The 20,442-nt window shown below is 71.0% G+C and carries 23 protein-coding genes, 1 tRNA gene and 1 pseudogene; 14 read left to right on the top strand and 11 right to left on the bottom strand.

The genetic code is table 11. The features are described from left to right. The first annotated feature begins 87 nt into the window (after nt 1-87). Nucleotides 88-756 carry an NADPH-dependent F420 reductase gene (gene npdG / locus ACQUST_RS08080; RefSeq protein ID WP_435127143.1) on the top strand — a complete coding sequence of 223 codons (669 nt, stop codon included), beginning with the start codon at nt 88-90 and terminating at the stop codon, nt 754-756. A 118-nt stretch (nt 757-874) separates the two neighbouring features. On the opposite strand, the gene ACQUST_RS08075 is transcribed toward npdG, so the two are convergent. Both ACQUST_RS08075 and ACQUST_RS08070 read right to left on the bottom strand, forming a co-directional pair. After that, nucleotides 875-1,888: an NADP-dependent oxidoreductase gene (locus tag ACQUST_RS08075; protein WP_435127141.1), complete on the bottom strand. Its 1,014-nt coding sequence runs from the start codon at nt 1,886-1,888 to the stop codon at nt 875-877. A gap of 85 nt (nt 1,889-1,973) precedes the next feature. Further along, a complete protein-coding gene (locus ACQUST_RS08070) occupies nt 1,974-2,156 on the bottom strand; it encodes a hypothetical protein (protein WP_435127139.1) in 183 nt (60 codons plus the stop codon). A 129-nt stretch (nt 2,157-2,285) separates the two neighbouring features. Here ACQUST_RS08070 and ubaA point away from each other — a divergent pair, with 129 nt between their 5' ends. From ubaA to ACQUST_RS08050, 4 genes are all read left to right on the top strand, one after another. Next, nucleotides 2,286-3,101: an SAMP-activating enzyme E1 gene (gene ubaA / locus ACQUST_RS08065; protein ID WP_435127137.1), complete on the top strand. Its 816-nt coding sequence runs from the start codon at nt 2,286-2,288 to the stop codon at nt 3,099-3,101. Nucleotides 3,102-3,311: 210 nt separating this feature from the next. Beyond that, nucleotides 3,312-4,337, top strand: a complete 1,026-nt coding sequence (locus ACQUST_RS08060; protein WP_435127135.1) for a transcription initiation factor IIB — start codon at nt 3,312-3,314, stop codon at nt 4,335-4,337. Nucleotides 4,338-4,744: 407 nt separating this feature from the next. After that, nucleotides 4,745-5,881, top strand: coding sequence for a citrate synthase (gene citZ / locus ACQUST_RS08055; RefSeq protein ID WP_435127133.1), 1,137 nt, complete (start codon nt 4,745-4,747; stop codon nt 5,879-5,881). Between the two features lie 106 nt (nt 5,882-5,987). Continuing rightward, nucleotides 5,988-6,242: a hypothetical protein gene (locus tag ACQUST_RS08050; protein WP_435127131.1), complete on the top strand. Its 255-nt coding sequence runs from the start codon at nt 5,988-5,990 to the stop codon at nt 6,240-6,242. Between the two features lie 33 nt (nt 6,243-6,275). Here the strand turns inward: ACQUST_RS08050 and ACQUST_RS08045 are convergent. Then, a pseudogene (locus tag ACQUST_RS08045) lies at nt 6,276-7,597 on the bottom strand (MATE family efflux transporter). A gap of 146 nt (nt 7,598-7,743) precedes the next feature. On the opposite strand from ACQUST_RS08045, the gene ACQUST_RS08040 reads away from it, so the two are divergent. The 3 genes from ACQUST_RS08040 to ilvA all read left to right on the top strand — a co-directional run bounded on the left by ACQUST_RS08040 (nt 7,744) and on the right by ilvA (nt 10,290). Further along, complete coding sequence (locus tag ACQUST_RS08040) at nt 7,744-8,220, top strand: hypothetical protein (RefSeq protein WP_435127129.1); 477 nt, start codon at nt 7,744-7,746, stop codon at nt 8,218-8,220. An 82-nt stretch (nt 8,221-8,302) separates the two neighbouring features. Further along, complete coding sequence (locus tag ACQUST_RS08035; protein ID WP_435127127.1) at nt 8,303-8,881, top strand: gamma-glutamylcyclotransferase; 579 nt, start codon at nt 8,303-8,305, stop codon at nt 8,879-8,881. Nucleotides 8,882-9,075: 194 nt separating this feature from the next. Beyond that, nucleotides 9,076-10,290 (top strand): threonine ammonia-lyase, encoded by a 1,215-nt coding sequence (gene ilvA / locus ACQUST_RS08030; RefSeq protein ID WP_435127125.1) that lies wholly within the window; start codon nt 9,076-9,078, stop codon nt 10,288-10,290. On the opposite strand, the gene ACQUST_RS08025 is transcribed toward ilvA, so the two are convergent. Next, a complete protein-coding gene (locus tag ACQUST_RS08025; protein ID WP_435127123.1) occupies nt 10,266-11,219 on the bottom strand; it encodes a hypothetical protein in 954 nt (317 codons plus the stop codon). The genes ilvA and ACQUST_RS08025 overlap by 25 nt on opposite strands. A gap of 52 nt (nt 11,220-11,271) precedes the next feature. Here ACQUST_RS08025 and ACQUST_RS08020 point away from each other — a divergent pair, with 52 nt between their 5' ends. Beyond that, the gene (locus tag ACQUST_RS08020) at nt 11,272-11,652 is read left to right on the top strand and encodes a Rid family detoxifying hydrolase (RefSeq protein ID WP_435127121.1); all 381 of its coding nucleotides are present in this window, start codon (nt 11,272-11,274) and stop codon (nt 11,650-11,652) included. 2 nt (nt 11,653-11,654) lie between these two features. Then, a complete protein-coding gene (locus ACQUST_RS08015; protein WP_435127119.1) occupies nt 11,655-11,846 on the top strand; it encodes a hypothetical protein in 192 nt (63 codons plus the stop codon). Nucleotides 11,847-11,915: 69 nt separating this feature from the next. On the opposite strand, the gene ACQUST_RS08010 is transcribed toward ACQUST_RS08015, so the two are convergent. After that, the gene (locus tag ACQUST_RS08010; RefSeq protein ID WP_435127117.1) at nt 11,916-12,173 is read right to left on the bottom strand and encodes a hypothetical protein; all 258 of its coding nucleotides are present in this window, start codon (nt 12,171-12,173) and stop codon (nt 11,916-11,918) included. An 87-nt stretch (nt 12,174-12,260) separates the two neighbouring features. Here ACQUST_RS08010 and ACQUST_RS08005 point away from each other — a divergent pair. Then, nucleotides 12,261-12,342, top strand: a tRNA-Ser gene (locus ACQUST_RS08005). Between the two features lie 135 nt (nt 12,343-12,477). Here ACQUST_RS08005 and ACQUST_RS08000 read toward each other — a convergent pair. After that, nucleotides 12,478-13,137, bottom strand: coding sequence for a riboflavin synthase (locus ACQUST_RS08000; RefSeq protein ID WP_435127115.1), 660 nt, complete (start codon nt 13,135-13,137; stop codon nt 12,478-12,480). A gap of 84 nt (nt 13,138-13,221) precedes the next feature. On the opposite strand from ACQUST_RS08000, the gene ACQUST_RS07995 reads away from it, so the two are divergent. Both ACQUST_RS07995 and ACQUST_RS07990 read left to right on the top strand, forming a co-directional pair. Then, the gene (locus ACQUST_RS07995; RefSeq protein ID WP_435127113.1) at nt 13,222-13,899 is read left to right on the top strand and encodes a DUF502 domain-containing protein; all 678 of its coding nucleotides are present in this window, start codon (nt 13,222-13,224) and stop codon (nt 13,897-13,899) included. A gap of 68 nt (nt 13,900-13,967) precedes the next feature. After that, entirely contained in the window at nt 13,968-14,288 is a 321-nt protein-coding gene (locus ACQUST_RS07990) for a DUF7533 family protein (protein ID WP_435127111.1), read from the top strand. A gap of 25 nt (nt 14,289-14,313) precedes the next feature. Here ACQUST_RS07990 and ACQUST_RS07985 read toward each other — a convergent pair whose 3' ends face one another. The 4 genes from ACQUST_RS07985 to ACQUST_RS07970 form a co-directional block, all read right to left on the bottom strand. Continuing rightward, nucleotides 14,314-15,498 carry a M24 family metallopeptidase gene (locus ACQUST_RS07985; protein WP_435127109.1) on the bottom strand — a complete coding sequence of 395 codons (1,185 nt, stop codon included), beginning with the start codon at nt 15,496-15,498 and terminating at the stop codon, nt 14,314-14,316. Between the two features lie 2 nt (nt 15,499-15,500). After that, the gene (locus tag ACQUST_RS07980) at nt 15,501-17,357 is read right to left on the bottom strand and encodes a UvrD-helicase domain-containing protein (RefSeq protein ID WP_435127107.1); all 1,857 of its coding nucleotides are present in this window, start codon (nt 17,355-17,357) and stop codon (nt 15,501-15,503) included. 116 nt (nt 17,358-17,473) lie between these two features. Beyond that, nucleotides 17,474-17,659 (bottom strand): HVO_0416 family zinc finger protein, encoded by a 186-nt coding sequence (locus ACQUST_RS07975; protein WP_435127105.1) that lies wholly within the window; start codon nt 17,657-17,659, stop codon nt 17,474-17,476. A gap of 211 nt (nt 17,660-17,870) precedes the next feature. After that, nucleotides 17,871-18,710, bottom strand: a complete 840-nt coding sequence (locus tag ACQUST_RS07970) for a deoxyribonuclease IV (RefSeq protein ID WP_435127103.1) — start codon at nt 18,708-18,710, stop codon at nt 17,871-17,873. 113 nt (nt 18,711-18,823) lie between these two features. Here ACQUST_RS07970 and ACQUST_RS07965 point away from each other — a divergent pair, with 113 nt between their 5' ends. After that, a complete protein-coding gene (locus ACQUST_RS07965) occupies nt 18,824-19,366 on the top strand; it encodes a peroxiredoxin family protein (protein ID WP_435127101.1) in 543 nt (180 codons plus the stop codon). A 33-nt stretch (nt 19,367-19,399) separates the two neighbouring features. Here the strand turns inward: ACQUST_RS07965 and ACQUST_RS07960 are convergent, their stop codons facing one another. Next, nucleotides 19,400-20,215 (bottom strand): lipoate--protein ligase family protein, encoded by an 816-nt coding sequence (locus tag ACQUST_RS07960; protein WP_435127099.1) that lies wholly within the window; start codon nt 20,213-20,215, stop codon nt 19,400-19,402. Between the last annotated feature and the right edge of the window lie 227 nt (nt 20,216-20,442).

Below are 20,442 nucleotides of genomic sequence, written 5' to 3'. Positions count from 1 at the left end.
GCGCGCTGTACCCGCGAGCCGGGGTCGTGACCGGCAGGCGCCGCCGGTCACGCAAGCCTTACGCCGCGCTCACCCGGAGAGACAGTCATGCGAATCGCAGTGCTCGGCGGCACGGGCGACATCGGCGAGGGGCTGGTGCTCCGGTGGGGCCGAGACACGAACCACGAACTGCTCGTCGGGTCGCGCGACCCGGCGAAGGCGCGCGACGCCGCGGAGTCGTACGCGGAGACGGTCGCCGACCGCGGCGGCGACGCCGACGTCAAGGGCTTCGAGAACAGGATGGCGGCGGACCGCGCCGAAATCGTCGTGCTCGCCGTCCCGCCGTACCACGTCGCGGACACGGTCGACGCCGTCGCCGACGTGCTGGAGGAAGACGACGTCGTGGTGACGCCGGCGGCCGGCATGAAACGCGGCGACGACGGCTTCCACTACCACCCGCCGAGCGCCGGCAGCGTCACGGCGCTCGTCCGCGAGTCCGTCCCGGAGCGCGTCCCGGTCGTCGGCGCGTTCCACAACCTCGCCGCGGGCCGGCTCGCCGACCTCGACGCGGCCCTCGGCGTCGACACGCTGCTGCTCGCCGACGACGCGGACGCGAAAGCCACGGTCCGCCGGCTCGCAGAAGAGATCGAGGGGCTGCGCGCGCTCGACGCCGGCAGCCTCGACAACGCCGCCGAGGTCGAATCCGTGACGCCGCTGCTCGTCACCGTCGCGATGCACAACGACGACCTCGACGACCTCGGCGTCCGGTTCACGTAGCCACCGCGCGGCTCCGTCAGCCGGCGGCGTGTCGGCGGCAGCGCGTCGCCGGCAGCGCGTCGGCGGCGGCAGCGCGTCGCCGGCAGCGCGTCGGCGGCGGCCCGCCGAGTCGACGGCGTTACTCCTCGGCGGGCGCCGCGATTTCGACGAGCTGTTTTCCGACGTTCTCGCCCGCGAACAGTCCGCGGAAGGCGTCTGGGGCGTTCTCCAGCCCCTCGGTGACGGTTTCGCGGTACTGGAGGTCGCCGCCGGCGACGAGTTCGCCGAGGTGGGCGGTGGCCTGCTCGAACCGCGGGGCGAAGTCGCCGACGAGGAAGCCCTCGACGCGGGCGCGGGTCTGCACCAGCCCGGGGAGTTTGCGCGGCCCGGTCGGCACGGACTCGTCGTTGTACAGCGCGATCTGGCCGCAGATGCCGACGCTGGCGTCGACGTTGAGCTGCGGGAACACGGCGTCGGTGACGGGGCCGCCGACGTTGTCGTAGTAGGCGTCGACGCCGTCGGCGAGTTCGGCGAGCCGGTCGGCGACGTCCTCCTCCTGGTAGTTGATGCCGGCGGTGAATCCGAGGTCGTCGGTGAGCCAGTCGACCTTCTCGTCGCTGCCGGCGACGCCGATGACGTCCGCGCCCTGGAGTTCGCCGAGCTGGCCGGCGACGGAGCCGACGGCGCCCGCCGCGCCGGAGACGACCATCGTGTCGTCGCCGCTCGGCTCGATGACGTCGCGGACGCCGAAGTAGGCGGTGCGGCCCGGCATCCCGAGCACGCCGAGCGCCGTCGACACGGGGAGCGCGCCGGTGTCGACCGGCGTCAGGTCGGCGCCGCGCTTCGTCGCGTACTCCGCCCACGGGAACTCCGCGACGACGGTGTCGCCGGCGTCGAAGCCGGCGCCGTTCGACTCGACGACTTCGCCGACGGCGCCGCCGTACAGCGGTCCGCCGACGTCCCACGGCTCCGCGTACGACTCGCCGGCGCGCATCCGGTCGCGCATGTACGGGTCGACCGAGAGGTAGAGCAGGCGCACCAGCGCCTCGCCGGGCCCCGGCTCCGGGACCTCGGTTTCGCGGAGGTCGAAGGTGTCGTCGTCGGGCAGTCCGTCCGGCCGCTTCGCGAGGTGGTAGCGTCGGTTCGTCGGCACGCTCGAACGGACGCCCTGAACGCCCAAGGCACCTTGGGAGTCGGCCGGCTTCGCCGCTCCGCGATTCCGGCGTCGCCGCGGATCGCTACTCCAGCGTCTCCGCCCAGCCGACGAACCGCTCGAAGCCGAGGAAGACGACGAGGAACACTGCGGTGAAGGCAGCCAACCGACCGAAGTGTAACGAGCCCGTGAACGCGACAGCCGTGAAGACGTACGCCGCGGACGCGGCGACCAGCCCGGACAGGGACAGTTTGCGGCGGAGGTCCATACAGCCGAGTTTCCGCAGCGGGGCTTAGTCCTGGTGGCGACACCGTCCACGGTGGCGTTCCCGGACGGAACTCGGTAGGTGGTGGTCTCCGTCCGTGCGCTTATGCCCACGCACGCGGAATCGGTCTGTATGAGCGGACTCGCGCTCGACTCCACCCAGTTGGACCGCTACTCGCGGCACATCATCCTCGACGAGGTGGGGCCGGCGGGCCAGCAGGCGCTGCTCGACGGGTCGGTGCTTGTGGTCGGCGCCGGCGGCCTCGGCGCGCCGGCGGTGCAGTATCTCGCGGCGGCGGGCGTCGGCAGACTCGGCATCGCCGACGACGACGTGGTCGAGCGGTCGAACCTCCAGCGGCAGGTCGTCCACGCGGACAGCGACGTCGGCGAGCCGAAGGCGTCGTCGGCCGCGAACTACGTCCGCGACCTGAACCCGGACGTCGACGTCGCGGAGATTCACGAGCGCGTCGGCCCGGAGAACGCCGAGTCGCTGGTCGCCGACTACGACGTCGTCGTCGACGCCTCGGACAACTTCCGGACGCGGTACCTGCTGAACGACGCCACCCGGCTCGCCGGCGTCCCGGTGGCGCACGGCGCCATCTACAAGTTCGAGGGGCAGGCGACGACGCTCGTCCCGGGCGGGCCGTGCTACCGCTGTCTGTTCCCGGAGGCGCCCGAACCGGGCGAGGTCCCGGACTGCGCGACGACGGGCGTGCTCGGCGTGCTGCCCGGCACCGTCGGCTGCATCCAGGCGACCGAGGCGGTGAAACTGCTGCTCGGCGCCGGCGACGTCCTCGACGGCCGCCTGCTCTTTTACGACGCGATGGACATGACGTTCGAGACGGTGCCGTACCGGCGGAACGCGGACTGTCCGGTGTGCGGCGACGACCCCATCGACTCGATTCGGGACGTCGAGTACAGCGGCGGCTGCACGGTTTCCGCCGACTGAACTGGCTGCGGCGATTCTCCGGAGTGTACGAGCGGCGGGGTGAAGTGCGGTGTGTGAACGACCCACTCGTTCTCGGATAAGTATCTACCGGTCTGTGCGGCCGAGGTATTTAAAGACAGCGACAGATTTATATGATCACCTGCCCTAACTATGAGTGAAGCCGGTTCCGGGCGTGGTGGGCACCGACCCGGACGGCACCCATATCCTCCAATGAGTCACGCGACACACTTCGAGACGGACGAGCGGCGAACCGAGCGGAAACAGAGCGACGAAACGGAGCGGACCGACGAACAGCAGGCCGACGAACAGCAGACGTGTCCCGAGTGCGGCGGGGCGCTCGTCAACGACGACGAGCACGCCGAAACCGTCTGTGCGGACTGCGGGCTCGTCGTCGACTCCGACGGCATCGACCACGGCCCCGAGTGGCGGGCGTTCGACGCCTCCGAGAAGGACAGCAAGAGCCGCGTCGGCGCGCCGACGACGAACATGATGCACGACAAGGGGCTGTCGACGAACATCGGCTGGCAGAACAAGGACGCCTACGGCAACCAGCTGTCGGGCAGCCAGCGCCGCAAGATGCAGCGGCTCCGCACCTGGAACGAGCGGATGCGGACCCGCGACCACCAGGACCGGAACCTGAAGCAGGCGCTCGGCGAACTCGAGCGGATGTCGTCGGCGCTCGGCCTCCCGGAGAACGTCCGCGAGACCGCCTCCGTCATCTACCGGCAGGCGCTGAACAAGGACATGCTCCCGGGCCGCAGCATCGAGGGCGTCGCGACGGCGAGCCTCCACGCGGCCGCGCGGATGTCGAACGTTCCGCGCAGCATCGACGAGATGGCGCGCGTCTCCCGCGTCGACGAGGAGACGTTCAAGCGGGCGTACCGCTACATCGTCCGCGAGCTCAGCCTCGAAGTCCAGCCGGCGGACCCGCTGGAGTACCTCCCGCGGTACGCCTCCCAGCTGGACGTCTCCGACGAGACCGAGCGCCGCGCCCGCGAACTGCTCGAGACGGCGAAGGAGGCGAACGTCCACTCGGGCAAGTCGCCGGTCGGCCTGGCGGCCGCCGCCATCTACGCGGCCGGCATCCTGACGAACCAGAAGCTCACGCAGGGCGAGGTCTCCGAGGTGACCGACATGAGCGAGGTCACCATCCGGAACCGCTACCAGGAGCTGCTCGAGGCCGCCGAACGGACGCAGTCGCAGTCGCCGGCCGGCTCCGCGGCCGCCGACGCCTAACGACTCGTTTTCCGTCCGAGTGACGCGCCGACGCTCGTCGACGCCGGGAACACTACCGAGACTCGTCGACGCCGGGAACGCCACAGACGCGAAGCCGCGGCTCTCGCGGTCGAACCGTCGAACCGCGGAGCCGCCGAGCCGTGAGCGGCTTCGCCGTCGGACGGACCCCGTCGACGCGCCGCGACGCCCGACGTGACACAGCCCACCTGCGGTGCGATTCGCGGCGACGACGCCGTCGCCGGACGCGACAGTCCGTGACGGCCGCCGCGGCGAGTTCACTTCGTTTCGACCCGGAGTTCAACGGTTGACGAATTCTCACCCCGACAGACGCCGTACTCAGCGCGCTCGACCGGCAGAGACCCTCACGAACGACAACGCTTTTCGGCCACCCCTCGAACAGTCGGAGTATGTCCGACGAACTCAAACGAGGGCTGGAGGGCGTCCTCGTCGCGGAGTCCGGTCTGAGCTTCATCGACGGTGACGAGGGGAAACTCGTCTACCGTGGCTACTCCATCGAGGACCTCGCCGAGCACGCCTCCTACGAGGAGACGCTGTATCTGCTGTGGCACGGCGAACTGCCGACGGAGTCCGAACTCGACGAGTTCGCCTCCGCGATGGCCGAGGACCGCGAACTCGCCGACGACACGCTCGCCACGGTGCGCCGGCTCGCCGAGGCGGACGAGGAGCCGATGGCGGCGCTGCGCACCGCGACGTCCGCGCTGTCGGCGAACGACCCGGACGCCGACGCCGACCCGACGGACCGCGAGGCGAACGTCCGGAAGGCGCGCCGCGTCACCGCGAAGATGCCGACGGCGCTCGCCGCGTTCAGCCGCATCCGCCACGGCGACGACCCGGTCGAGCCGCGGACCGACCTCGGCCACGCCGCGAACTTCCTCTACATGCTCAACGGCGAGGAGCCCGACGACGTGCTCGCCGACGTGTTCGACCAGGCGCTCGTGCTGCACGCCGACCACGGCCTGAACGCCTCGACGTTCTCCGCGATGGTGACGTCGTCGACGCTCGCCGACCTGCACTCGGCGGTCACGTCCGCCGTCGGTACGCTCTCGGGGAGCCTGCACGGCGGCGCGAACGCGAACGTGATGCGGATGCTCCAGGAGATCGACGAGTCCGACAGCGAACCGGTCGAGTGGGTGAAGCAGGCGCTCGACGACGGCCGCCGAGTCGCCGGCTTCGGCCACCGCGTCTACAACGTCAAGGACCCGCGCGCGAAAATCCTGAGCGAGCGCTCGGAGGCGCTCGGCGAGGCCGCCGGCGACACCAAGTGGTACGAGATGTCGACCGCCATCGAGGAGTACATGAAATCCGAGAAGGGCCTCGCGCCCAACGTCGACTTCTACTCCGCGTCGACGTACTACCAGATGGGCATCCCCATCGACATCTACACGCCTATCTTCGCTATCAGCCGGGTCGGCGGCTGGACCGCGCACGTCCTGGAGCAGTACGACGACAACCGCCTCATCCGGCCGCGCGCCCGCTACGTCGGCGACGAGGACGCCGACTGGGTCCCCATCGAAGACCGGTAAGGGAAGCGACCGCGGCGCCGACGCACCGACTCCGTCCTCGACGTGGCGTCACCAGTGCTGTCACGGCGCCGGCAACGGTTATCTCCTCGCGGCGCCTCTCGTCGGTATGGACCTGACAATCACTCCCGAGCAGCGCCGCGCGTACGCCGACCGAGTCCGCTCCGGCGGCCTCCGCGCCCGCGCCGAAGCCGGCGAACGCGGCGACGCGCTCCGCAGCGACGTCGGCGACCGGCTGTTCGACCTCCTCGCGGAGAACTTCCCCGAGGAGTACGCCGCGCGCCGCCGCCGCGACGCGGTCCGCGCGTTCGGCGCCGGCGTCGTCGTCGGCCTCGTCGCCCGCGAAGCGCTGCGCCGCCGCTGACGACGACCCCTCGATTTTCGAGTTTCGGTTTTTTCACTCCGCCGCGCCGCCACTGCCGCGTTCGGCCATCATGCCGGCGGCGCGCGACGCCCAGTCGGTGTAGCGGAAGCCGGCGGCGACGAGGAGCGTCATCCAGACGTACTGGAGGGCGACGCCGGCGTACGCGCCGGTGACGCCCCAGCCGAGCAGTTCGACGGCGAGGTAGCTGAAGCCGACGAGGAAGCCGAACGTCCCGGTGAGCCGCGCGACCAGCGGGATTCGCGTCTCGCTGGCGCCCTGGAGCGCTCCGGACAGCACCGAGTAGCCGACGAGGAACACGGCGGTCGCGCCGTACACCCGGGCGAACCCGACGGCGTACGGCACCGCGGCGGACTGCTCGGTGAACACCGAGACGAACGCGGGCGCGGCGACGACGAGGCCCGCGCCGATTGCGCCGACGGTGAGGACGCCGAGCGCCGTCACGGCGGCCCCCTCGTAGCGGGCGCCGGCGGCGTCGCCGTCGCCGAGGCGCTGGCCGACGACGACCGACGCGGCGACGTGGTAGCCGCGCGAGAGCGGCCCGGTCACCTGCTGGTACATGCGGCGGCCGATCTGGAAGCCGGCGTTCACGGGCGTCCCGACGGCGAGCAGCAGCGCGTTGAACGGGAACTCCGCGATTGCGGCGCCGAACCCTTCGACCACTCGCGGCGTCGACACGCGGACGAGCTGCCGGGCGATGACGGTGTCGCGCGGCGCCACCAGCGACGCCTGCGACCACGACGTCGCCATCGCGACGAGCAGCAGCGACGCCGTGAAGACGTTCGCGGCGGCGGTGGCGAGGCCGACGCCGACGACGCCGAGCCGCGGCACGCCGAGCAGCGGGACGCCGAGGCCGAGCGCGACGGAGCCGGTGATGTTGAGCGCGTTCGCGACGACGTTGACGTACATCGGCGTCCGGGTGTCGCCGGTGCCCTGGAGGCTGCGTCCGGCGATGAGCGCGCCGTGGCCGGGTCGGCGCCGAGCAGCGCGATGACCCGCTCGCCGAACAGCAGGCCGACGAGCACGAACGGGACGCCGGCGAGCGCGCCCATCACGACGGCCTGCGTGACGGCCTCGTCGCGGTTCGCGTCCGCGCCGGCGCCGGTGTCCTGACTGGAGAGCGCGATGGCGCCGCCGCCGAGACCGAGGCCGATGCGGAGCGGGAAGCGGGCGTACAGGTCCGCGAGGCCGATGGCGACGACGGCCGCCGGCGAGAACTGCGCCGTGACGATGACGTCCGTCGTCCGCATCGCGGTCCGGAACGTCTGCTCGGCCATCACGGGCCACGCGAGCGACAGCACGCGGCGCCAGACGCCGACCAACCGGTCCGTGTCCATGCCGTCGGTTGCCGCAGTCTCCGTAATGACGCTGCCGAAACCGGATGCCGCACCCCGAACGTCCGTCGGCGTCGACCGCGATCCACCGCGACCCGCGCTCCCGAAGCAACGTTTATCAGCGAGTACGAGGCAGACCGACGCGACGAATGTCACGAGACGTTCCTCGGGACCCGTTCTGGTGGGTCGACGAACTGTTCAGTCGGCGCGACGGACGCCGGTCGCTGCCGTTCGCGCTCGGGCGACACGTCGCGCTGCCCGTGGTCGTGAGCTTCGCGTACCTCTCCGTGCTGGGAGCGGTCACGGAGTTCGCCGGGGGCGTCCACTGGACGCTCTCGCTCGTGACGCCCGTCGCGGTCGCGGTGGCTGCCGGGCTGGTCGGCCTCTCGTTCCCGGCCGTCGTCGTCGAGGCGTACGCCGTCGACGGGGCGATTGCCGCCGGCTACGTCGTGTTCGGAGCCGGGGCCGACGCCTTCGCCTCGACGTTCGCTCCGGTCGTCGCGGGCCACTCGGCGCTCCAGTTGGCGGTCGCGGTCCCGGCCGTTCTGTTCGGCGTGTTCGGCCCGCTTCTGGTCGTCCTCGCCGGCCTCGCTCGGGGACGGAGACGGGGCGCCGCGTCGACGTGACCGCGGCGGCAACGACGGGCCGCCGGGCGACACGGTCCGTCGGCGCCGAAATCTCCAAGAACCGCCCGTGCGACTTCCGCACGTGGACGTGTTCGTGTACGGGACGCTGACGGCGCCGGACCGGGTCGCCGAACTGCTGGACTCGTTCGTGTTCGTCGGGCCGGCGACGCTGCGCGGGCTTCGCGTCGTCGACGGCGAGTACCCGACGCTCGCCCCGCCGACCGGCGCGACGGCGGACGACAACCGAGCCGACGTCGCCGGCGGCGGTGCGGGCCGGAGCGGTGCGGAGGGCGCTCGGGCGGATTCGGTCGGCGTCGACGACGCGGTCGCGGGGCGGCTCCTCAGAACCGACGAGGTGGCCGCGCTCAACCGGTACGAGCGCGTCGACGACGGCCTGTACGTCCGCGTCTCCGTCCCGGTCGTGGACGGTGCCCGCGGACCGAACGGCGACGAAGGCGGCGGACAGAACGACGGGGACGGCGACAGCAACGAGGTCGGAGACCGGAACCACGGCGGCGACGAGGCCGGTGAGGCGGCGGTGTACGTCGGCGACCCGGACCGCCTCGGCGCCGCCGCGTCGTGGCCCGGCGCCGGCCCGTTCGAACAGCGGGTGCGGCGGTACGTCGACCGGGCTGACGTCAGGGTGATTCACGAGGAGTGAACGGGCGCGAGACGACCGGCCGACACGCGTCTGACGGCCGGTTTACCCCGGCGCAGTCGCCCGATTTCACTTTCACCGTGCGTAACACACCTTTATGTAGCCGGAGGTGCTGAATACGGATGCACGTCACACGCGTGCATTCCCCCTCTTTCCCCTTCCAAACCACTAAACGGAGAGCCGTCGGTACCTCCAGTATGCTCTCGCTGGAGGACGTCCTCGCCGCCCGCGACCGCGTCGCCGACGTGGCTCGCCGCACGCCGCTCGACTACTCGCACTCGTTCTCGTCGATGACCGGCGCCGAGGTCCACCTGAAAGAGGAGAATTTCCAGCGCACCGGCTCGTTCAAGATCCGCGGCGCCACCAACCGCATCGCGACGATGTCGCAGGCCGACCGCGACCGCGGCGTCGTCACCGCCTCCGCCGGGAACCACGCGCAGGGCGTCGCGCTCGCCGCGAGCCGCGTCGGCGCCGACGCCAAGATCGTGATGCCGAAGTACGCGCCGTTCTCCAAGGTCGCGGCGACGCGCCGGTACGGCGCCGAGGTCGTCCTGCACGGCGTCGACTACGACGAGGCGCAGGCCCGCGCCCACGAAATCGAGACGGTTGAGGACCGCACGTACGTCCACGCCTTCGACGACGAAGCCGTTATGGCCGGCCAGGGGACCATCGGCCTCGAAATCGCCGAGCAGTGCCCCGACGTCGACATCGTCGTCGTCCCCATCGGCGGCGGCGGCCTCATCTCCGGGGTCGCCACGGCGGTCACCGGCGAACTCGGCGACGACGTTCGCGTCGTCGGCGTGCAGTCCGAAGGCGCCTCCTCGGCCGCCGAGTCGCTGGAGAAGGGCGCGCCGATGGAGCTGGAGAGCGTCGACACCATCGCGGACGGCATCGCGGTCCGCGGCGTCGGCGAGACGCCGTTCGAGGTGATTCGCGAACGCGTCGACGAAGTCGTCACGGTGTCCGACGAGGAAATCGCGGTGGCGCTCACGAAGCTGCTGGAGCGCTCGAAGACGCTGGTGGAGGGCGCCGGCGCCGTCCCGCTCGCGGCGACGCTGACCGGCGCGTTCGACTACGACGACGGCGAGGTCATCGTCCCGGTGCTGTCCGGCGGGAACGTCGACATGAACACGCTGACGACGGTAGTGATGCGGGGGCTCGTCCAGATGGGGCGGTACCTGAAGATTCGGACCGAACTGAAAGACCGGCCCGGGGCGCTCGAACAGCTCGTCGAGGTCATCTCGGAGTCGCAGGCGAACATCTACGCCATCCGGCACGACCGCACCAGCCGCGACATCGCGGTCAACGCCGCCGAGGTCGAAATCGACCTCGAAACCCACGACGACGAACACGCCGCCGAAATCGTCGCCGCCCTCGAGGAGTACGGCTACGAGGTCGACGTGCTGTCGTAGCCCCGCGCCGCTTCCCCCGTCCGCTCGGCGCGGTACTCGACGGTCAGGAACTGCCTGCCGCACAGCCACATCTCCTGGGTCGCGACGATACCCGACTCGGCTCCGCTCCGGTCAGGCCGAACTCGGAACTCCTGGTTCATCGGCAGCGCGACGGCCCCGAGCGGCGTGACGAGGTACAGCCCCGGGTCGCCGGCGGCGCGGGTGTGCAGCAGCACGCCGCCGGACTCGCCGCCGGGGTCGTCGCGGGACTCGACACCGGAATCGTCGCCGTCGAGGTGCTCCATCCGCAGCACCGTCGAGAGGTTCCCGCCGGGGAGCGGCACCGCGATGTTGACGAAGCGCTCGTCGCCGCGGCGGTGGCTGGCGTACACCGCGACGAACACGGCGTCGCCGTCGTCGTCGGTGCGGACCCACGCCCGGGCGTCGTCCCGCGGGTCGGCGTCGTCGCTGACGCCGACGAACCGGCTGTGGAGTCGGCCGCCGCGCCCCGACCGGCCGGGGAGGTTCAGCTGTTCGAGCGCGCCGGTGAGCGGCGCGACGGCGGCGGCGCCGAGGCGGAACGGCGCGTGCCAGCGGACCCGGTAGGTCATGCGGTAGGCGGCGGTCCGCTCGTAGAAGTCGCGGACCTCGGCGGGGACGCGCTCCGGGTCGAAGCCGGGGCGGGCGAACGCCGAGAAGTCGTCCATCTCGCCGGGCGGCTCGGTCCCCGTGGCGACGCCGGTGCGTTCGGGCCAGTCCGGGCCGACGCGGCCGGCGGCGCTGAGCGGCGACAGCGGGACGTCCGCGGCGGCGCGGCGGGCGCGGCGCAGCCAGCCGACGACGACAGCGGCGAGTCCGGCGGCGACGGCGACGACGACCGCGGCGGCGACGCCGGGCAGCCGACGGCGGCGACGAATCCAGCGGCGACGGCGGCGGCGACGTCGTGACACGGGTCGGCGTAGGTGCCGGCGATTTAAGGCGTGTGCGGTCGGAGGAGCAGCCATGAAGCGCGTGGTTTCCACCGACGAGGCGCCGGCGGCGGTCGGCGCGTACAGTCAGGCGACGACGAACGGCGACGTCATGTTCACGGCCGGCCAGATTCCGCTGACGCCGGACGGCGAACTGCTCGACGACGCCGACATCGCGACCCAGACCGCGCAGGCGCTCGATAACGTCGTCGCGATCCTGAACGAGGAGGGCGCGTCCGTCACTGACGTCCTGAAGACGACGGTGTTCCTCGCGGACATCGACGACTTCGAGGAGATGAACGAGACGTACGCCGACTACTTCGACGAGGAGCCGCCGGCGCGGTCGGCGGTGCAGGCCGGCGCGCTGCCGAAGGGCGTCGGCGTCGAAATCGAGGCGGTCGTCGCGCTGGAGTAGCGGTGCCGCCCAGCGCGACGCGGCTCGCGGCGCTGTGGGGCGTCCTCGGTGCGCTCACGTTCCTCGTGCTCGCGCAGGGCGCCGTCCTGCTCGGCGTCACGCTCCCCGTCGGATTCGCCGGAACGCTCGCGGTCGCGGTCGGCGTCGGCGCGGTGACCGCCGCGGTCGGCTACGGCTTCGAGCGTCGTCGCTGACGCCCGCGCTGCCGAGTCGCGGTTGCGGTCGCGGGCGCGGCTCGACCGGCGGCAGCGTCCCGTCGCGTCTCAGACGTCGCCGGCGAGCCTGACCTCTTCGTCCGTGACGGTGTCGACGGCGTCGCCCGGGACGGTTAAATCGTCGTCGTCGTGCTCGGAGTAGCCGAACGCCGCCTCGACGGCCGTCGGAATCGACGGCTCCGGTTCGACGTACGCCGCGCCGGACTCGACGTCGGTGACGACGCCGATTTCCTCGCCTTCGCTGTCCACCAGAATCTTCCCGGTGTCCTCGTCGGTGAGCGTCGACATCGTCGGACCGTCGGCCACGGCGCCCGTGGTTCTTGTGGCCGTCCGCGAAACCGCACGACGAAAGGAAGGACTTAAACAGCGCAACGGGGTATTCACGGGATACGAGCCAGGATGGCCGAGTGGTAAGGCGCACGCCTGGAAAGCGTGTTCCCTTTCGGGATCCAGGGTTCAAATCCCTGTCCTGGCGCTCTTCGATTCTCCCGAGCGCCGTGTCCCTCGTTTCGAGTCGCCGCCTCGCCGAGCGGCGGACAGACCGATTCGCGGACAGACCGATTCGCGGACAGACCGATTCGCGAACGGGCGGAGCCGTGCCCGGGCGGGGCTACTCCGAGTCGACCCGGCGCGGTTCGGGGGTCGCGTCGGCGTCGTCGAGCATGCGTTCGACGTACTTGGCGACGACGTCGACTTCGAGGTGGACCGGGTCACCGGCGGCCTTCTCGGAGAGGTTCGTGCGGTCGCGGGTCGTCGGGATGATGGCGACGTCGAACTCGTCGCCGCGCGTCTCGGCGACCGTCAGCGAGATGCCGTCGAGCGTCACCGACCCCTTGTCGACGACGTACCGCTCGAATCCGTCGGGGATGGCGAAGGTGTACCGCCAGTCCTCGCCGACCTGTTCGACCGCCGTGAGTTCGGTCGTCGTGTCGACGTGGCCCTGGACGAGGTGGCCGTCGAAGCGGCCGTCGGCGGGCATCGCGCGCTCGACGTTGACCGCGTCGCCGGCGCGGAGGTCGTCGAGGTAGGTCTTCGCGACCGTCTCGGCGGCGAGGAACACTTCGAACCAGTCGCGGTCGTCGCCGTCGGCGCCGATGCCCGGGTCGCCGTGGCCGAACTCCTCGACGGTGAGACAGACGCCGCTGACCGAGATTGACTGGCCTTCGTGGAGGTCGTCGAGCCCGTCGGCGCGGACGCGGAGCCTGAGGCCGTCCGCTGTCGCTTCGCGTGCGGTGACTTCGCCGGCGGCTTCGACGATGCCCGTGAACATACCGGCGGTACCGGCCCAGAAGTGGAAAGCGTTCCGGGTACGAGACTCCGTGTCACCTTTACACACGGGGGTCGCATCGGGGCCATGGACGTCATCGGACGGATTCGGTCGAGCTTTCTCGCGGGGCTGCTGCTCGTCGCACCGCTCGCGGTCACGCTGTTCATCCTGGATTTCGCGGTCGACAGGCTCACGGCGCTGCTCGCGCCGGTCGTCCGCGGCTCCGGGCTCGCCGAACTCGTCGGCAGCGAGCCGGCGGCGCAGGTGCTCGCCGTCGCGCTGCTCGCGGTCGGACTCACCGCCGTCGGCTTCGTCGCCTCCCACGAGGCCGGCCGGCGGCTGTTCGGCGGCGTCGAGCGCGGCGTCAAACTGCTGCCGGTCGTCCGCGCCGTCTACTTCGGCGTCCGGCAGGTCAGCGAGTCGCTGGCGTCGCCGGAAGCCGGCTACGACCGCGTCGCGCTCGTCGAGTACCCCCAGCCGGGCCGCTACCGAATCGGGTTCGTGACGGACCGCGCGCCGCGGTACGCCCGCGACGCGACCGGCGAGGAGCTCTACAGCGTGTTCTTCCCGAACAGCCCGAACCCGACCGGCGGCGCGCTCGCGCTCGTCCGGGACGACGACGTCCGCGAACTCGACGTGTCGGTCCGGCGCGGCCTCCGGCTGCTCATCACCACCGGGCTCTCCGGCGACGACGCCGCCGCCGCGCTCCCCGACCAGCCGTCCGGCGACGACGCCGCCGCTCACGCGCGCGCCGGCTCCGAGTAGCAGTGGCGTCCGCGGCCGCGTCGCCGGTATCGACAGCGCTTTTCTCCGCGGACCGCCTACCGTCGGTCGTGTCTCTCGGCATCATGGAGCAGCTCGGGCTCGCGGGGTCGTTGATTTTCGCGCTCCCGGTCGCGGGCTACGGAATCGAGCGCGCCGTCGGCGGCGACGCCGTCGTCGGGGGCGCGTTCGTCGTCGTCGCGGTGCTGATGGTGGTGCTGCCCCAGCGGCTCACGACGCCCTCGGACGTGCCGGCGAAGGCCGCGGAGAAAGCGGTCGACTCCGTGGTGGTGGAGCCGGACGGCGAGTCCCCCGACGACTCGGCCGGCGACTCGACCGGCGATTCCACCGCGGAGTCGGTCGACGAAGCGGCCGGCGACGACGCGAACTGAGAGAGTCCCAGAGCGCCGGGACGGGTCAGTCGCCGCGGCTGCGCGGCACCAGCCCGAACGGGTACTCGCCGAGCAGTTCGTAGCCGTCGTCGGTGACGACGACGAGGTCTTCGAGCCGGACGCCGCCCTCGTCGGGGTCGTACACGCCCGGTTCGACGGTGACGACCGTGCCGGATTCCAGTTCGTCGTCGCCGGAGAGCGCCGGCGCCTCGTGCAGCGAGACGCCGACGCCGTGGCCGGTGGAGTGAGTGAAGCCGACGGCGTCGTCGTCGACGCGGAAGCCGTACGCGGCCAGTTCCGCGGACGCCTCCTCGTGGACCGTCGACGCCGCGACGCCGGCTTCCAGTTCGGCGAGCGCCGCCTCCCGCGCGGCCTCGACGGCGACGTACGCCCGGCGCTCCCAGCCGCCGTCCGGGTCGACGGCGAACGTCCGCGTCATGTCGCCGTAGTAGCCGTCCGGGCCGCGCGGCGAGACGTCCACCAGCACGGTTTCGCCGGGGCGGACCGCGTCGACGCCGGTGAAGTGGAGGTCGGCGGCGGACGCGCCGGCGCCGACGACCGTGTTCCCGGTGTCGCTGACGCCGTGGGCGGCGAGCACTTCGTTCACCTGCCGGCGGATGCGCTCAGTCGACAGCGGCCCGCCCTGCCAGACGAGTTCGTCGCCGTCGACGGCGGCGTCGTACAGCACCGCCTCGACGCGGGCGACGCCGCGGGCGGCGGCGCGCTGCACCCGGCGAATCCGGTCGAGTTCCGCGTCGGTCTTGACGGCGCGGGCGTCGGCGACGGCGGCGGTCGACGCCACCTCGAAGCCGGCGTTCTCCAGGTAGACGGCGGCGTCGTGCGGGACGTGCTGCGGCACGAGAACCGTGCCGGACGCCCCGGCGTCGTCGAGGACGGCGGCGGCGCGCCGACCCGCGGCGTCGCCCTGGTTCGCGACGCGGACGTCGTCGCCGGGGAACTCGCGGCGCGCCTGGTCGTCGAACAGCGTCGGCGCGCACAGCGTCGCGGTGCCGTTGCAGTAGACGAACGCGTACGGCCGGTCCGGGCCGCCGAACCGGGTGAGATAGCGCATGTCGTCGTCGAAGCGGTCGCCGACGTGGACGAACGCGTCGGCGTTGCGGCGGCGGAGCGCGCGGCCGAGGAACGAGTAGTCCGTCTCGAGCGCGTCGGCGTCGCTGCCGGCGTCCGGCGCGGAGTCCTCGGGCGGCACGGTCAGGGCTCCGGTTCGGGCGCCTCCTGCTCGTCGATGACCTCGTCGACGAGCTCCGCCGGCGGCTCCTCGCGGAGTTCGTTGAACAGCACCACCGAGATGGGGAGCGTCGGCGCGCCGTTGACGAGGTTCTCCATCAGGACGAGGCGCTCGCGGGCCCGCGACATGCCGACGTAGAAGACGCGGCGTTCGTTGTCGGTGAGCACCGGAACCGGGTCGGTGGACTTCGTGAACTCCTCGCCGGGCGGGATGCCGGGGACGTCGAGGTCCTGCTGGGCGGCCTGCGCCGCCATCTGCTCGACGACCTTCTCGGTGAGGTCGGTGTTGACGAAGACGTGGTCGGCCTCGCGGCCCTTCGCCGAGTGGATGGTGCCGAGCCGGACCCTGCTCGGGTCCATCCCGGTGTACGACCCGGCGAAGTACGCCTTCATCGACTTCCGCTGGAAGCTCGTGATCTTCCGGGCCATGTCGGCCGCCGCTGGCCCGTCGGGCATGAACGGGACGAAGTCCGTGACGTCCTCGGGCGACAGCGGAATCTCGGCGAGGTCGTCCTCGTCGGCGGTCTCTTCGACGTCGTCGAGGAAGTCGTAGAACTCGTCGCGGTCGTTCGAGCCGAACGCGGAGTCCTGCAGGATGTCGGCGAGCCGGCGGCCCTGCAGCGCCGTCAGCACCTCGTCGTTCTCGACGGCTTCGACGGCGCGGACGTAGTCTGTGAGCCGGTCGGTCCACATCCGCTGGTCCGTGAGACACGAGAAGGGGATGCCCTCCGAGATGAACTCGTCGATGAAGTCGAACATCTGGTAGCGCGCCCGGAACAGCACCATCACGGTGTCGTCGTCGGTCTCCTTGACGGTCGCGCGGACGTTCCGGACGAGGTCGAGCATCGACGGCGACTCGACGGCCTCGACGCTGCCGCCCTCCTTCCGCGGCTTCAGGTCCTTCTCCTGGCGCTTGTCGATGTGGCGGATCTCCTTGTTGACGACGCGGAGGATGTTCGACGGGAGCCGGTAGGAGTTCGGCAGCACCTCGTCTTCGTGCACCTCGGTGTCGAGCAGCAGGTCCGGGTCGGCGCCCTGCCACGCGTAGACGACCTGGTCGTCGTCGCCGGCGATGAGACACTGCTTCACGTGCGGCCGCCACTCCTCGTAGACGTCGTACTGCAGCGTCGTGATGTCCTGGAACTCGTCGATGATCAGGTAGTCGACGTCCGGGAGCAGCGACCGCTGCTTGACGCGTTCGAGCATGTCGGCGAACCCGACGAGGTCGTTGTCGCCCTTGTAGGCGCGCCACGCGCGGATGGCTTCCGGGACGTCGAGCCGGTCGTCGTCGGAGGGCCACGTCGGCGTGTACTTGTTGCCCTCCTGGGCGTTCGGGTCGATTTCGGGCGGGAGCCGGACCTCCTCGACGTCCCACTGGAACGGGACGTCGTACCAGTCGGCGACGTCGCGGTCGGTGCGCTGGAGCCACTGGGAGGTCGCGATGACCTTGTTGCCGAGCGTCGTCGACCGGGCGGTGCGGCGGCCGCCGCCGCTGTACTCGTCTTCGAACTCGACGCCGTACTCCTCGCAGAACGCCTCCTTTTCGTCCTCGCCGACGACGTCGCCGCGGGAGAGGTCCAGCAGTTCGTACGCCTTCGCGTGCATCGTACAGACGTTCCCCTGGAGGTGCCGGGGCGTCGTGTCGATGCGTTCGGCGAGCCGCTCGCGGATCTCGGCGGCGGCGGCGCGGGTGTACGAGACGACGAGGACGTCGCGGACGTCAGCCCCCTCGTCCAGGATGGCTTCGACGCGGTCGAGGAGGGCGGTCGTCTTCCCGCTGCCGGGGCCGCCGAACAGACGGGTGACCGTCGGGTCGCTCATTGTGCCTCTCCACACGCTCCCGGCTCATAAGCCCCGTGGCTTCGGCTTCCAGTCGGCTCACGGCTCAGCGCCGCCGAAAAACGAGTTCGCGGGTCGCCGCCGCGGCGACCTGTCGGCTACGACCCTGTCGGTCGCCAGCCGCACACCGTACACTCGTGGGCGTCCGGCTCGTGGAGCCCGCCGCAGTCCGGACACTGTTTCTTGTTATACGACTCCTCCCAGTCCGCAGCCTCCGTCTCGTGACCGCGGCTGGTCAGGAACTCATCGAACAGCTCGTCGTCGGTGTGCGGTGCCGACGCCATACATGCCATGGTATAGCACACCACCACATAGGTCTTCTGGCGAGTCTCTCGACCCGAGAATCGGCGGGACACGCTTCGAAAACCGCGAGAACCGAAGTGCTGCGTCGAGGCACAGCAGCGGCGAAGGTCGAAAGGAAAGGCCGGCGAAGGGGCGAAGTCGCGGTGACGCGCCGCACCGGAGCACCGCGGCCTGCTGCGGCGACTCGCGGAGTTACGCTTCGCGGAGTTCCTTGACGCGCTGGATGTTCCACGCGAACGACTTGCCGTCCTCCGTCGGGGTTTCGAGCGCCATCGGGACGTCGAGCAGGTCGTCGTGGTTGATGAACGCGCGCATGCCGTCCTCGCCGATGAGGCCCTCGCCGATGTGGGCGTGTTCGTCCTTGTTGGTGCCGCACTCGTGTTTCGAGTCGTTCAGGTGGATGTACTCGAGGTGTTCGAGCCCGACGACGTCGTCGAGTTCGGCGACGGTGTCGTCGACGGCCTCCGGCGTGGAGAGGTCGTAGCCGGCGGCGAACGCGTGCGCCGTGTCGAGACAGATGTCGATGTCCTGGTCGGTGCGGTCGATGACCTCGGCGAGGTGTTCGAAGTCGCCGCCGAGTTTGGTGCCGCTGCCGGCGTCCGACTCGACGAGCACGGTGACGCCGTCCGGGACGTCGAGTTCGTCGAGCGCCGAGGCTGCGTTGTCGAGGCCGCCGTCGACGCCGGCGCCGGTGTGCGCGCCGAGGTGGACGTTCACGTACGGGATGTCGAGTTTCGCGGCGGCGTCCACCTCTTTCTGCATCGAGTCGATGGACTTCTCGCGGAGGTCCTCCTTCGGCGTGCAGAGGTTCACGAGGTACGACGAGTGGATGACCCACGGGCCGACGCCGTGTTCGTCGCTGGCGTCGCGGAACCGCTCGGCCTCGTCGTCGTCGATGTTCGGGTCCTGCCACACCTGCGGGGAGTGCGTGAATATCTGGCCGCAGTTCCCGCCGTCGTCGACGAGGTCGTCGACGGCGTTGTACACGCCGCCCGCGATGGATTCGTGTGCGCCGATTCGGAGCTGACTCATGCAGAGGAGTCGGTGGCCTGCCGGCAAAGCCGCTTCGGAACCGGTCGTCCGGCGAGCCGCGACGGCGCCGCTGCCGAATCGACTAAGCCGCTCGAACCCCTCTCCGTCGCCACATGGGTTCGCGCGCCGAACACGACGTCGACGAGCCGCTGTCAGTCGGTGACACCGCGCCGGATTTCACGGCGCCGTTCGTCACGCCGAACGGCTCCGTCGGGGAGGCGCGCTTCTCCGACCTGCTGGAGCAGCCGGTGCTGCTGTGTTTTTACACCGTGGACTTCAGCCCGGACTGCATCGACGAGTGGTGTTCGTTCCGCGACTTCGACTGGTTCGCCTCCGGCGACGACGTCCGCGTCGTCGGCGTCTCGAAGTCAGGGCCGCGGCTGCACCGCCAGTTCATCAAGCGGCTCGACCTCGGGTTCCCGCTGTACTCCGATACGAACCTCGACATCTCCGCGGCGTTCGGCGTTCGCTACCGCGCGTTCGGGCTGTTCGCCCGCTCGCGCCGCTCCTGTTTTCTCGTCGACGGGAACCGCGAAATCCGGTACCGGTGGCTCGCCGACCACTGGCTCGACGCCACCCGTGACACGCCGCCGGTCAGCGACATCCACGACGCCATCGTCGACGAACTCGGGCTCGACGACGCCCCCGAGTTCTGACCGCGCCGGCGACGGCCACTGACCGCGGGCGCCTCAGCGTCCGCCCGGCGTCCGGCGCACCCAGTCGTCGCTCCGGTACTTCTCGTCGGCGAGCCGCTCGGCGCGCGCCAGTTCGTCGTCCGTCCACGACCCCTCGTCGGCGTCGCTCCACGCCGCGAGCGCCGCCTCGAACGCCGCCACGGCGTCCGAACGCGACGCGTCCACGAGGTCCGCGATGCCGGCAACGCGGTCGGCGAACGCCGCCTCGTCGACGCCGGGGTCGGCGAAGCAGTCGAGGTGGGCCGCCGGCGTCGACTCGTAGGTGACGGAGCCGTGCTGGATGACGGCGTCGTCGCGGCGGTACTGGGCGTTCCCGGAGAGCTTCCGGCCGGCGCCGCCGTCCGACAGCAGGTCGTGTGCCGGGTGGAGCTCCCGGAGGTAGCACGCGGGCTGGTGGAGCGCCGGCCGCTCCTCGTCGGCGTAGTCCGCGTCGACGCCGAGCCGCGAGAACGCGTCGAGCACCGGCTCACAGAGCAGGTGGTAGCAGTCCATGAGGTTCCCGGGGAGTTCGGCGGCGGGCGCGACGACGGAGTAGGAGATGTCGCCGCTGTCGTCGTGGTAGATGCCGCCGCCGCCGGTCTGCCGGCGCGTCACGTCGACGCCGGCGTCGCGGCAGTGCGCCCAGTCGACCGAGTCGGGGTCCTGTCGGTAGCCGAGCGACAAACACGAGGGCTCCCACCGGTAGACGCGGACGGTTCGAGGGCCGCCGCCGGCGGCCGTTTCCGCGGCGACTTCGTCAAGCGCCATCGTGACCGGGCCGGGCCGCGATTCCTCGCGGATGAGCCGCCACTCGCGGTCGTCGAGAGCCATGTCGGCTCCTGCCGGCGCGGGGGGAAAGCCGTTGCGCTCACCGCCGCAGCCGTCGCGGCCGCACCCCGCTCTCCCGCGGTTTCGCGGCCCCGCCGCCGAGTAGCGTCGACGCGGACGACACTTCGTGACGACGCGAACGACGTTCGGCGTCGACGCAGACAACACTCGGCGCGCCGGTCGGCGTCGAGCCGGCTGACCGACTCCTTTTACCGCCGCACCGCCCACGA

The sequence above is a fragment of the Halobaculum sp. D14 genome (genome assembly GCF_051195135.1).
Taxonomy (GTDB): Archaea; Halobacteriota; Halobacteria; order Halobacteriales; family Haloferacaceae; genus JBNTKA01.
This window is presented reverse-complemented; position numbering and strand designations above follow the sequence as displayed.